Origin of the sequence: Paenibacillus sp. EKM206P (assembly GCF_011066155.1) — a bacterium.
Classification (GTDB): domain Bacteria; phylum Bacillota; class Bacilli; order Paenibacillales; family Paenibacillaceae; genus Paenibacillus; species Paenibacillus polymyxa_D.
The window spans coordinates 177,272-190,839 of the sequence record NZ_JAAMNQ010000006.1 but is presented as its reverse complement, the minus strand read 5'-3'; the positions used below and the strand labels follow the sequence as shown (position 1 = coordinate 190,839).

Below are 13,568 nucleotides of genomic sequence, written 5' to 3'. Positions count from 1 at the left end.
AGCCTCTTTGTGCAGCTAATTTAATTACTAATGGTTATTTTCCAGCCTGAGCTTGGTCGTGGGCATTCTGTTCAGTACGGTTCACGTCAGATACTGACAGACCATAAGCCCAGTTACTTTGTGGCGGTACAACCCATACGGTATCTGGATCATCTTTAAGCGTCCAGCCCTGATAGACCAGCTGGGAATCATCCTTACCCAGCGATACACTTAGCGTAAAGCGGTGGACAGGCTTGCTCAGCTCAGAGGCTTTGCGCAAGGCCTGACTGCTGGCCAGGTTTTTGATCTGCTGCGAGAGGGAAGTCGCCGTGTCGCTGGCTACTGACTTTCCGTTCAGCGTCCAAGATGTGGAGGCACTGTCTCCGGTCCCGCTGTTACCGGAGGATTTGAGCATCCATGAAGCATTTTGGCCTTCCCACTCTATTCCGCTCAGCTTGGTATCGTCCCAATCGAACGGCGTTGTATCTATAAAATCTTCAGCACCCAGCAATAACCCTGAAAGAGTATCTATAGGTACAGAAGCTATCTCTTTTTTGTCTGATAATACATAAACAGCATCTCCGGAAGGCAACGTTTCACCGAAAGCAAAGGTACGAACGTCACCCTGCTTGGTCTTAATCTCAATCTGATCATGGGTAGCGGAGATCCCATATTTGGCTACGTCTGTAGGGGAAGATTCCACCACTTCACCCAACTTTACATTTTGAATCGCCGCTAGCCAATGGTCTATTGTATATTGGTTTAGCGGGTAAGTCCGTGGCTTGCTCATACTCCATTGGCCATCATGTTGTTCAAGTTCCACCGACTTGCCGTCCTTTCCAGTGATTGCGAAAGACGTAATATTCTCTTGCGTAAGCTGAATCAGCTGACGAGCAGCCGGCGCTTGTTCATGAAAAAAGTTTTGGCTCTTTGCATAGATTATACCCGCTCCCAATACAACTAACAGCAGCACTGTGGGTATCCATTTTCTCATGCTCTTCTTCGCCTCCACCATAATAAGATTCCGATGACCGCGAACAGCAACGGCAATCCGATGACAGATATGGTCAATATCGTTTTCGCTTGTGCAGGAGTCAAGTAAGCTACCTTATAATCCTGCTCCTGACGAGGACGAATAGTGAGCCCATCAGAATGCTCCTGCACATAATTCAGACTGTTCAGCACAAAGTCTCGATTGCCTCCTGTGCCGATCTCAGTGTCGCTTAAGAGGGCAGACGTTCCGAGAATAACGGCTTTGGGCTTGCCGTCTTTCCCTTCTACCGCATAACCGAGATCCAGCGGCCCCTGCGGGTCCTTGTCATCCTTCTGTGTTTCGTTGTTCAGCAGACCTTGGATATTCGTTTCACCATAGCTAGCTCCAGAAGATTTCATCAAAAGCGTCGTCTTCCAATCCTTCTGCTCTCCTGCCTGCAAAGCAATAGACAATGAAAGAACAGGGTACAGATTGGAAGCCGCCAACTTATCGGTGATCGCATGACTGCCGAAGGTAGGAACCGTCCATAGCGGTCCAAGTGTATTCGTCTGTTCTTGATCCACCACGATGGCATGAGTGTCCTTCACTCCATAATCAGCCGCTAATGCATCAAGGTTTTTCCAATCGGACCCCATGTTCGGGTGAAAGCCTAGTGCCATAAAAAGCTTTCCGCCACCATTCAGATACGTACGAATACTCTTCAGTTCTGTTGCACTGATATCACGTTCTGGTCCAACAATAGCCAATACAGACGCATCTTTGGGTACACTACCCGCCTGATTGAGCTGAACTTCCTCTGTTTTCACATTATCTTGTGACAGTGAGCTACTTAATTCAGTCATTTGGGACAATGGGATTTCCTCATGTCCAGTTAGAAAGGCCACTTTTCCTTGACGGGTAGATGATAATCCCAACAATCCACTCGTCAGCTTTTCTTCCCCCGTAAATTGGTATGCCCCTTCACCACTCCCCTGAGCTTGCGTAAATAGACTCCCAATATCTATAACCCGTTTCTTCTCCCCCTGCACCAACACAATAGACGCTGCAGTAACACCATATTGCTTGGCCAGTATCGGTTCCTGATTCAGATCGTATTGCTCGACCTTGAGCTTGCTGTTACGCTTGGCGTATTCATTCAGCATATCCGTAACATCCCGGTTCAGCTTCTGATTTTGCGAGGTGGATACGGTAAAGGCAATCAATCGTACGTCTTCCTTTACATCCTGGATGGTCGTCAACGTTTGGTCAGACAGCGTATACTGCTTCCCTGCCGTCAGATCCAGTTGAAAGCCACCCAGCGAACGCAGAAATAACGTCAATAAAATAAAAATCCCTACAGCAGCAATCGATAGTACCACACTATTGGTATGACCCAGCCATTTTTTCATATTCATTACCTCCACCGTTTCCGTTCAACCACTTGGATGCTGAATAGCAAAAAGAGTACCGCCACCGTCACGTAGTACATCACATCGGCTCCATTCAGCAATCCTTTGGTGAAACTGTCAAACCGTGCGGTTAGTGAAAAAGGTTCCAGCCATTGCTGTACCGCCGCAGATGCACCCGTCTGTCCACCAAACGAATCCAGCATCCAGAACACAAGTAAAATAATAAAACTGACGACCGCTGACATCATCTGATGCTGTGAAAGCGTCGAAGCGAATAAGCCGATCGCCATCATGGCTGCGCCAAGCATAAACAGACCGATCACAGATGTTAATACCAGCGTCCAATCCAGCGACCCATAAAAGGACATCACGACCGGATACGCTAGACTGCACAGCACTAATATGAGCAACATGCCCAACGACGCTAAAAATTTACCCACGATCATTTCCGTCACACTCACAGGTGAGGTAAGCAGCAGTTCATCCGTACCTTGCCTGAATTCCTCCGCAACCAGCCTCATCGTGAGCAATGGGACGACGAACACCAGCATGGACAAGGTGTCACCGAGTACCAGCCGATAGTCCAGAATGCTTGGCTGATACATAACAAAATTGGTATAAAAAAGTAACCCCGTCAGCAGCATGTACACTGCAAGCGCAAAATAGGTCGTTGGTGTCCACAGATAGGCTTGCAGCTCTTTTTGACAAACCGCGAACAAACGCCTCATGACCGATTACCTCCTGTATCCTTATCTTCTTCGGCCTTATCGTCCCCGGACGCAGCATCTCCATGCTCCACCGTGATAGCCGTAGGGGCTGCATTCTTCGAGGAATGTAGGTCTTGTACTGCTGGATCGTCGACCTGACCTTCTTCCGTCTCGCGTGTCGTTAACTGCTGGAAGATATTTTCCAAGCTAAGGCTTTCTTTTTTCATCTCCAAAATCGGAAGCTTCGCATCAGACAGCACATAAAATAGTTCTTCGCGAAAATCCTCACCGGAGGCTCCTGTGAGTAGCAATCCAGTCATATCTGACTCTGCGGCACTTAGCTCCGTGTTCGCTGAAGGCAGCGTGGTCGCCATAGATTCAACCTCTACTTTTCCCCAAGTACGAAGGACATCCATCACCTGCTCACGCTTGCCTTTAACCTCTACCTTCACCTTGAATCCATCTTCCATCGAACCGCCGAGCGTGTCAGGGCGCCCATCCATGACCAGTTTCCCTTCATGAATGATGAGAACACGATTGCATAACGCATCCACCTCAGGCAATATATGTGTGCTAAGCAATACCGTATGATTTTCGCCAATCTCCTGAATGAGCTGACGAATCTCCAAAATCTGATTGGGGTCCAAACCCGAGGTCGGTTCATCGAGCACCAGTAAATCCGGGTTATGAATAATCGCACCTGCCAGTCCCAAGCGCTGTTTATACCCTTTGGACAAACTGCGGACTAATTGTTTTTCCCGCCCATTCAGTCCTAGCCTGGAAATCATCTCCGAAATACGCAGCTTCTGCTCTCTCGCAGGCACGTCACGAATACTAGCTACAAACTTTAAATAGGATCTTACGGACATATCCTCATACAAAGGGGGCGTCTCCGGCAGATAACCGATTTTGGAACGAGCTTGTCTGCCCTTATCCTGAATCGGGATACCATCAATCGTAATCACTCCCTCGTTGGGTTGAAGATACCCTGTAATCATGCGCATGGTTGTCGTTTTACCCGCACCATTCGGCCCCAGGAAACCAACAATTTCACCGCGCTGCATTTCAAAATCCAGCTTATGTACACCCCGGTTGCCCTCATACCACTTGCTCACCTGCTGTACTTTGAGCACATGTTCCACCCTTTCCTTTATCGTATTGTCAAATCATATCGAACTACACACACATATCAAAAAAACTCCATAGCGATAGATTTGGACGACCAAATCAATCTTTGGGCGAGCGCTCTCATCCTACTACTCTCCCACCTAAAATGTTGCATGAGTAGCGGGTAGCAGTGGAGCGGAGGGTTTGGAGCTGGAGAAGCACCAGCGATCGGAAGCCCAAAGCCTTCGCGAAACGGTCTCTCCTCGCCTCATGCTACACTTTTAAACTCTAATGATACCCCCCCACATATAACTCCAGCTTAACGTCACTTAAATAGAAGCTTAAAATAATGTGTCTAAAATGTGAACACGGAAATGCGCATCTGCCCTCGTAAACTTGTACGGTTCGCCACGGCGTGGATTCGCATCTACTATCATTACAACGTGTGAAGGGAGTGTATAAAAAACGATGACCGTACTATTTACCAATCTAGTTAATAACGGCGACTTCGAGACTGGATCTACCCTTTTTTGGAACGCTGCAAATGTGACCGTCACTAACTTATCCGTAAAAAAGACAAACTTTTATAGTGCGATCCTGACAGGAGGCGCAGTAGATGCATCTCTTTCCCAGGTCGTTTTTGCTGCACCAGGCGAAAGCTATACATTAAGCCTCTCAGCTGCAAAAATAGGAAGCCTGTCCAGTCCTCAAGTTAACATTTTTCTGTATTACTATGACGCAACCTTTAGCTTCCTTAGCACGGGGCTGACTACCTATTTGAGCGCAGGCACATTGCCAGACGCTGTGAACGGAACATGGCAAAGCCTGTATGAAGTAACAGCTCCTGTTCCAGCCAACGCAGCCTTTGCCTTTTTGGTTATTAGTAAAAATGCCTTGGCTAACACTGCTGATGTAGCCATTGATTCTATTGCTCTTGTTAAAGCAAGTGCAGCTGGAGCTGTGGGCCCAGCCGGACCTGCCGGGCCTACGGGTGCTACAGGGGCTGCGGGTGCCACAGGCGCTACAGGCGTTAGCGGACCTGTCGGACCTACGGGTGCCACGGGTGACACTGGTGTTACCGGACCTGTTGGGCCTACGGGTGCCACGGGTGACACTGGTGTTACCGGACCTGTTGGGCCTACGGGCGCCACGGGCGACACCGGTGTTACCGGACCTGTTGGGCCTACGGGCGCCACGGGCGACACCGGTGTTACCGGACCTGTTGGGCCTACGGGTGCCACGGGCGATACAGGTGCTACTGGACCTGTCGGACCTACAGGCGCCACGGGTGATACAGGTGCTACTGGACCTGTCGGACCTACAGGCGCCACGGGTGATACAGGTGCTACTGGACCTGTCGGGCCTACGGGTGCCACGGGTGATACAGGTGCTACTGGACCTGTCGGACCTACAGGCGCCACGGGTGACACTGGTGTTACCGGACCTGTCGGGTCTACGGGTGCCACTGGCTTTACCGGACCTGCTGGACCTATCGGGCCTGTCGGACCTATTGGCGACACAGGCGCTACGGGACCCGCTGGACCAACAGGGCCGACTGGACCTACCGGACCGTTTGGCCTTGGATTTACTGGCCCGATTGGACCAACAGGAGACACTGGTCCACAAGGACCGATTGGACCTACCGGACCTACGGGGCCGACTGGACCTACAGGGCCTACCGGACTCTAACGTTCTTTTTTCTACCACATTATATTTAAGCGACGTACCATACCTTATCGACAAAGCCGCACAGCCCGTTTAGGCTTTGTCATCCTTGCCCTGCCGCGATTGCGGCAGGGCTTCTATAATCAGACCTCTTGATAAATAAAGCTTTATGTTCGACCTGAATCCTTAGAAGGTTCCCAAAGGAGTGGTACTCAATTGATCAGTATCAGCCTGTGCATGATCGTCAAAAATGACCAAAATACTATTGGCAGTTGCCTGGAATCGATCCATCCTATTGTGGATGAAATCAACATCGTGGACACGGGTTCACAGGATCAGACCATTGACATATGTCGCAACTTTACAGATCGAATTTTTCCATTTGAATGGGTAGATCATTTTGCCCTTGCACGTAACTATTCGTTTGAACAAGCTACGCAGGAATACATTCTCTGGCTGGATGCCGATGATATTTTGAAGGAACAGGACGCCGTCAAGCTGCTTGAGCTGAAGCAAACCCTTGATTCCTCAGCCACACCAATCGTGGATTCCGTGTCTATGAATTATCATTATGCCTTTGATGATCATGGCAATGTCACCCTACATTTTCGTCGAAACCGCTTAGTTAGAAGGTCAGCCGGGTTCCGTTGGCACGGAGCCGTGCATGAGTACCTCGCCGTAAACGGGAATATTCAACATGCCGATATCGCCATAACTCACACTAGAACACACACGGTCTCTCCAGGACGAAACCTGCGAATCTATGAGAAATTGCTCGCCCAAGGTCATGCCTTCTCTCCTCGTGACCTCTACTATTACGCTAACGAGTTAAGAGACAATAAAAGATATGAGCAGGCTGTGCAGGTTTACCAGGATTTTCTGGATACTGGACAATGCTGGGCAGAGGACGCGATTAGTGCATGTAGCAAAATGGCTGATTGTCTACAACAGCTTGGCAAGCTGGAGCAAAGCATTACGGCGGCTCTCCATAGTTTGACCTTCGATACGCCCAGGGCTGATCTGTGCTGTCGGATGGGTCATTATTTTTTGCATAAAAATGAGATCTCCAAAGCTATTTACTGGTACGACATGGCTACCACTCTGAATCCTCCCGACACGATGGGCCCGGTACAAGACGCGTACCAAACGTGGTTTCCTCATATCCAGCTATGCATTTGCCATTTTCGGATGAAGGATTACACACGTGCGAATTGGCACAACGAGCAAGCTGCCATTTACATTCCCAACGACCCGTACGTCCTGCATAATCGACAGTTCTTCAGCTCAATCCTGAATCCTCCCCAATAAAAATGTCCCCCACACTCACCCCTTAATCTTTAAGTAAGTCAAAGGAGGAGCAAGCGGAATGCAACAATCGAATCGGTACAAAATAGCTGTCTATGCCATTAGCAAAAATGAAGCCCGATTCGCCAAACGCTGGATGCACACCATGCGTGAAGCCGATGTTGTCATTGTAGCGGACACCGGCTCTACAGACGATACTGTTTCCCTGCTACACGAAGCGGGTGCAGAGGTGCATCGTATAGAGGTAACTCCTTGGCGTTTTGACAAAGCTCGCAATGAGTCCCTACGGCTGGTCCCTGATGATATAGATATTTGTGTCTGTACGGATCTGGACGAAGTCTGGGAGGAGGGTTGGCGGTCGCGGCTGGAACGCAACTGGAAGGAAGGAACTACCCGGATGCTATATGCCTTTACACATGGACAGCCTGGGCAAGATACCGTTTATACATGGTTCTGGAAAGAAAAAATACACACTCGTCACGGGTACCGCTGGGTACGCCCAGTTCACGAGGTGCTTGAATATATCGGAGAGGGTAAAGAACGCAACATCCGATCAGACCAGCTCCGCTTGTATCATGATCCCGATCCGCACAAGTCCCGCAGCCAATACCTTCCACTGCTGGAGCAGTCTGTGCGCGAGTTTCCCGAGGATGACCGCAACATGCATTACTTGGGGCGGGAATATATGTATCATGGCCGTTGGGACGAGTGCATTGCTACGCTGCAACAACATCTTGCCATGCCGCAGGCACGCTGGGCAGATGAACGCAGTGCTTCGATGCGCTTTATTTCTAGAGCCTATAAAGCAAGTGAACAATGGCAAGAGGCAACACGTTGGTTATACCGGGCTATTGCGGAAGCACCGTATTTACGTGAACCTTACACGGAAATGGCTCAGCTGGCCTATCATACGCGGAACTGGCCCGCCGTCTATCATATGGTTGAAGAAGCGCTGCAAATTTCTACACGACCGGATACGTACATGCAAGAGGATTTTTGCTGGGACGCCACGCTGTATGATCTTGGTGCCCTCGCTTGCTACGAGTTAGGCCTTTTACACAAAGCATGTGAATTTGCGAAAGAAGCAACAGAACGCTCCCCGGAAGATTCTCGCCTCAGTCATAATTATGCGCTAATTCAATCCAGGCTTCCATAGAAACCCACACCCCGTCCTGTTGGTTGAATAACTTGGTATTAGAGCTTGTGGTTGGCAAAGGAGGTTATTGAGATCAAAGTTCTATTTACTTTTTATATACCCAGCGGCGGCGTAGAAACCTTGAACCGCCAGCGTTGTAAAGCGCTCATTCAGGACGGGATCGAATGTCATCTTCTCTATTATCAGCAGGGTACAGGGATGCAAAACCTGCACGGCGATATTCCAGTGTTCACGACTTCCTCTGAAGAAGAAATTCGAAAGCTGGTGGAGACTCATCGCTACGATGCAATTATCGTCTCTTCGGACTACCCTATGCTCCCCAGATTGCGAATGTTGGGCTATCAGGGGATATTGATCTATGAATCGCAGGGCTTTGGCCCTCACGAAGAAGCGGCTTGGGTTGTTGCAGATGCAGTTCCGTATCTTCAAAATTACGCCGATGCAGTGCTCCTACCAGATACGACTCATTTAGTGAATCTTTTCTCCACCATGTGTCCATGGCTTAATCGCTATGTGTTTCCAAACGTGCTGGATACCAGCGTATTTAATTATGTACCTAACACTCCTCCAACTAATCCGGTTATTGCCTGGGTTGGACGGCTAGAGCCCAACAAGAACTGGAGGCATTTTGTCGATATTTCTTACTGGATGCTGCAAAACCGTGCGGATCTTCGAATCTGGATGTTTTATGATGAAACATTGTCACAGCCGGAGGATAAAATACAATTCGAAAAAATGCTTACTCAGCTTGGCATGTCCTCCATTATCGAGCGTTTTAAAAGCGTACCTCATGCCAATATGCCCCTGTATTACTCCATGATTGGCGACTCAGGCGGCTACTTGCTATCGACCTCATTGGTGGAGGGATTCGGCTATGCAGTTGCTGAGGCGATGGCCTGTCGTTGCCCGGTATTAAGCTCTGATTCAGACGGAGTACGAGCATTCATTGACCACAACGAAACCGGTAAATTTTATCAGCAGGGGGACATCTTGCAGGCGATACTGCAAGGACTAGACCTGATGAACAACGTACCTCAACGCGAATCTATCCGCAAGAAAGGACTGGCGCGAATCGTTAACCTGTTGGCACCGGATAAATATGTGCGTTCCTTCAGACAGATGATGAACACGCTAGGTGTGAGGTAATTAAAAAAAAAGCTGACGACAACCCTTTTTATATACGGGGCATCGTCAGCTTTATCTTGCCTTTTTTATTATTGAATATTGGAATTGGAATCTATCTAATCTTTAGTAAGCGGTCTCCTGCATGAATATCCTTGGAATCTTCAACTAAAATATCCGTGTACACGGCTGTATTGGTTACAATGACGGATGTGGTAATATCATATCCGTCATCCTCTATAGCTTTAGGATCGAATTCAACCAGCTTGTCCCCTTTTTGAATCGTATCTCCTTCAGACACAAAGGAAGTGAAATGTTTTCCCTTCAAGCTGACCGTATTAATTCCAATGTGAATGAGCAGTTCAACTCCATCCTCAGAGATCAGTCCAATCGCATGTTTTGTTTTGAAAACGGTAACAACAGTTCCGTTAAAAGGTGCGTAAGCTACTCCTTCTCGGGGGATAATTGCGGCTCCCTGACCCATCGCACCACTGGAGAAAGCTTCATCTTTCACTGTGGTTAAAGGAATCAATTGACCATGTAGAGGACTGAATATCGTTTTTTCTTCTTTGTTTTCATCTGCAACCTTAATTTCAGACGCAGATTGTGCATTTTTATAACCGATAAGATAGGTCAGAATAAATGCGACTACAAAAGCTACAACCAAAGATATAATAAAGCCGATGAAGCCTGCATCCATGCCTTTTGGATTAATGAATAGAGGTATACCAAAAATACCGCCTGAGGCAAATCCATATGCCGTTGAGCCGAGTAAGCCTGCTGCAGCTCCTCCTATACCTCCAGCAATCGAGGCTAAAATAAACGGTTTTTTGGTGGGGAGCGTAACCCCGTAAATAGCTGGTTCAGTAACCCCCATCAAACCCGCAATTGTGGCAGAAGTGGCGATGGGTTTTAATTTAGGGTCCCGTGATTTCAAAGCAATGGCAAAAGCTGCACCTGTTTGGGCAAACGTAGTACAGAACAACATACCGTTAATCGGATCAAACCCGTTCGTAACTACATTATTCAAGAGAATTGGAATAAACGCCCAATGGAGACCAAAGATAATAATAGCCTGCCAGAATCCGGCCAGAACGAGACCAGCTACAGCCGGACTTAACTGGTAAATCCACATAGAGCCTTTGGCTAACCCATCGCTGATAATAGTTGCGATCGGTCCGACAACCAGAAAAACAATCGGTGATATGATGACCAAGGTCAGAAAAGGAACAATGAACATTTTAATGGAAGCAGGTGCAAACTTGCTTATCATTTTTTCGACCTTAGCTGCCAAGAACGCCCCAATAATGATAGGTATAACAGAAGAAGTATAATTAATTAGAACGACAGGTATGGTCAAAAAGGACAGCGCCGTTTTATCCGTAAAGGCCGAAGTAATGGTCGGATACACCAAGGCGGCCCCCAAAACAGCGGACAGGTACGGGTTTCCTCCAAACTTTTTACCTGCTGAAAACCCTAGAATAACCGGAAAGAAATAAAACATAGCGTCCGCTGTCGCATATAAAATTTTATACGTGCCCATCTGATCCGTCATCCAGCCCAGGGATGTGCATAAGGCCAATAGTCCTTTTAGAATCCCCACAGCAGCGAGCACACCCACAACGGGCATGAACACACCTGAAATGACATCGACAAATCGACTGAATAGGCTCGCTTTTTCATTTTTTTGATCGTCTTCAACCATCTGATCTCCATGCTTTACTCCCATGGTGTCCAAAAGAGCTTCGTATACTTTGGGAACCTCATTCCCGATGACCACCTGAAATTGGCCACCACTTTCTACAACGGTAATGACACCGTCAATCTGCTTGATCTTTTCTTTATCTGGCAATTGATTATCCTTCAGTTTGAATCTCAATCGAGTGACACAGTGAATGACACTGTTCACATTTTCATTTCCGCCCACGGCTCTCAACACTTCTTTGGCTGTTTTTTTATGATCCATCATGTTCACTCCTTCTTGGATGCGCTTTCTATTTTTCTATTCGTAGTAGCTGGATGTGCAATAACTGCGACAATTACGGCACTGATCCCGCCTGTAAGTTTTCCCACGATCATGGCAATCACCATATTCTTGTCCATTCCAGCTACAAAGCCAAGATGTCCTCCGAGAACGAAAGATCCACTGACAGCAAAGGCAATACTGATCACTTTTCCTCTGGGCTCCATCTCTTTAACTAAAGTGAAGGTAGGAATATTATGAGCAAGACTAGCCACAAGACCCGCAGTAGCCGATGGATCTATGTTTAGCAAACGTCCTGCCCGTTGAAGCGGATTTTTAAATATTTTTGTAATCCAAGCAACCAACGGAAACGCACCAGCCAATACAATAGCAATCGTTCCAACCGTTTGCACACCGACAGACAACGGAGCCATATTGGGAATAATCACAAATCCAGTTAAGGTTTCGACCCCAATCGCTGCCAAACCGACAAGGGATAGAAGCCTAATGCCGTTACCAAACCACTTGAACCATCGGATCGTATACTCCGTAAATAGACGTAAACCCAGCATAATGATTATTGAAAGAAGCATGGGAATGATCAGATTTTTTAAAGTCATAATCACGTCAAATCCGGCGATCATTCCCCCTATGAAACAGCCAACGGGAATGGTACTAATACCGATCAAGATACCTTTTGCAAAATATGGATGATCTCCTTTTTCCAAAATGCCGAGGGCAACCGGAATCGTAAATACGAGCGTTGGGCCAAACATGGTCCCTAGAAAAACCCATGAAAACACGCCCGCTTGCTGGCTGTGCGCCATTTCTGCCGCAAGTGCGTATCCCCCCATATCTACCGCCAATATCGTATTAGCAAAGGATGCCGGATCGGCACCCATTGCCACATATAACGGTGAAACAATGGGGATCAACCACGCGGCCAGTACAGGGGCCAAGGAAACAATCCCTATCATGACCAGAGCAAGAGAGCCCATGGTCATAAACCCATTGTTGAAGGCTTGTCCCAAACCCCAGCGATTTCCCAAACATTGATCCAATGCACCCAACACTAAAAAAAGAGCGATAACATACATCACAATATCGTTAATGGACATCCTGTTGCCTCTTAATACACATGAACTTTATGATTTTCTGCGCTGTCATAGATGTCGAATACAAGCTGAAGGGTCTTGATATTGTCGTGACCACTCGTTTGAAATTCTTTTCCCGTGTTGAGGCAATCTATAAAATGAGCCTGTAGCTTTTTATGGCTTTCCTCATAGTTTAATTCAGTCTTTTCAACCAATACTTTTTCGACTCCCTGATTATTAATGATACATAATTTACCTGTGTTGTACAGTTTTAGGGTAGCCTCATCGCCTTCAATCACCAGTTGTTCTTTATGATCGGGAAGAACCTGTTCCGACAGCTGCCCATCCAGTTCCCTGCGAGTCGCCCAGCTCATGTCCATAAGACCGAAATAATGTTCATAACCTAACATGATAATGCCCGTGTCTTCTCCTTGTGTGTATGGACTGACCCGCTTGGTTTCCGCATACAAACGCCGAGGTTCACCGAATAAGAAACGCCAAGTATCCAGCCAATGAACTCCCATTTCATAAAACAAAAGCTTGGGCATATCTCTGAAAAATGGCTGCGGCAGCTCTTTTTCCGGAGCAAACCTCGGTGAATAAAAATCGGTATGCGTATAACGTATAACATTCATATTTCCAACGATATTCTCTGCCAGCAATTTTTTTATAATTTGAAAAGGTTCAAGCCAACGCCAATTTTCTGTCACCATAAGTCTGACTCCTGCTGCTTCAGCAATACTTACTATCTGCTCAGCTTCCTCAACAGAACGGGCAAAAGGTTTTTGGCACATAATATGTTTTCCGGCTGCGGCCGCCAGTCGAACCAGTTCCAGATGTGTCTCAGGAGGTGTAATGATGTCCACGACATCAATATCCGCTTCGCTTAGCATCTCCTCCAGGCTGGTATAACAATATTCAGTAGGGACATGGAATTGATCTGCTTTTTCAAAAAGTAAGCCTTTATTTCGATCACAAAATCCTTTGATTTCTGCATCCGAGATAAACTGCCATGCTTTGATATGTTTCTCCGACCAATATCCCGTTCCAATAACGCCGATTTTCCACATGTTGCTTCACTCCATCCA

General features: G+C 47.4%; 10 protein-coding genes and 1 pseudogene. 4 read left to right on the top strand and 7 right to left on the bottom strand.

Annotated elements, in window-relative coordinates; genetic code table 11:
- Positions 1–34 precede the first annotated feature (34 nt).
- From G9G53_RS14970 to G9G53_RS14955, 4 genes are read right to left on the bottom strand one after another with little or no spacing between them, the layout of a single operon-like run.
- Positions 35–973, bottom strand: a complete 939-nt coding sequence (locus G9G53_RS14970; protein ID WP_165148670.1) for a DUF4340 domain-containing protein — start codon at positions 971–973, stop codon at positions 35–37.
- On the bottom strand, positions 970–2,361 hold the full coding sequence (locus G9G53_RS14965; RefSeq protein WP_029518316.1) for a GldG family protein: 1,392 nt from the start codon (positions 2,359–2,361) through the stop codon (positions 970–972). Before G9G53_RS14965 ends, G9G53_RS14970 begins: the two co-directional genes overlap by 4 nt.
- A gap of 5 nt (positions 2,362–2,366) precedes the next feature.
- Positions 2,367–3,089 (bottom strand): ABC transporter permease, encoded by a 723-nt coding sequence (locus tag G9G53_RS14960; protein ID WP_029518315.1) that lies wholly within the window; start codon positions 3,087–3,089, stop codon positions 2,367–2,369.
- Positions 3,086–4,201, bottom strand: a complete 1,116-nt coding sequence (locus G9G53_RS14955; protein WP_029518314.1) for an ABC transporter ATP-binding protein — start codon at positions 4,199–4,201, stop codon at positions 3,086–3,088. The genes G9G53_RS14960 and G9G53_RS14955 overlap by 4 nt, the downstream gene beginning before the upstream one ends.
- Before the next feature lie 442 nt (positions 4,202–4,643).
- Here G9G53_RS14955 and G9G53_RS26725 point away from each other — a divergent pair.
- The 4 genes and pseudogenes from G9G53_RS26725 to G9G53_RS14935 all read left to right on the top strand — a co-directional run.
- Positions 4,644–5,858, top strand: a pseudogene (locus G9G53_RS26725) (NTTRR-F1 domain); the annotation flags it as partial.
- Positions 5,859–6,056: 198 nt separating this feature from the next.
- Positions 6,057–7,148 carry a glycosyltransferase gene (locus G9G53_RS14945; RefSeq protein ID WP_165148627.1) on the top strand — a complete coding sequence of 364 codons (1,092 nt, stop codon included), beginning with the start codon at positions 6,057–6,059 and terminating at the stop codon, positions 7,146–7,148.
- A gap of 58 nt (positions 7,149–7,206) precedes the next feature.
- Complete coding sequence (locus tag G9G53_RS14940) at positions 7,207–8,301, top strand: tetratricopeptide repeat-containing glycosyltransferase (protein ID WP_069012658.1); 1,095 nt, start codon at positions 7,207–7,209, stop codon at positions 8,299–8,301.
- Between the two features lie 51 nt (positions 8,302–8,352).
- Positions 8,353–9,447: a glycosyltransferase family 4 protein gene (locus G9G53_RS14935; RefSeq protein WP_029518310.1), complete on the top strand. Its 1,095-nt coding sequence runs from the start codon at positions 8,353–8,355 to the stop codon at positions 9,445–9,447.
- A 91-nt stretch (positions 9,448–9,538) separates the two neighbouring features.
- Here G9G53_RS14935 and G9G53_RS14930 read toward each other — a convergent pair whose 3' ends face one another.
- From G9G53_RS14930 to G9G53_RS14920, 3 genes are read right to left on the bottom strand one after another with little or no spacing between them, the layout of a single operon-like run.
- Positions 9,539–11,389 (bottom strand): beta-glucoside-specific PTS transporter subunit IIABC, encoded by a 1,851-nt coding sequence (locus G9G53_RS14930; RefSeq protein ID WP_165148845.1) that lies wholly within the window; start codon positions 11,387–11,389, stop codon positions 9,539–9,541.
- A 5-nt stretch (positions 11,390–11,394) separates the two neighbouring features.
- Entirely contained in the window at positions 11,395–12,504 is a 1,110-nt protein-coding gene (eutH, locus tag G9G53_RS14925) for an ethanolamine utilization protein EutH (protein ID WP_165148624.1), read from the bottom strand.
- Between the two features lie 11 nt (positions 12,505–12,515).
- On the bottom strand, positions 12,516–13,550 hold the full coding sequence (locus G9G53_RS14920; RefSeq protein ID WP_165148621.1) for a Gfo/Idh/MocA family protein: 1,035 nt from the start codon (positions 13,548–13,550) through the stop codon (positions 12,516–12,518).
- Positions 13,551–13,568: the final 18 nt, after the last annotated feature.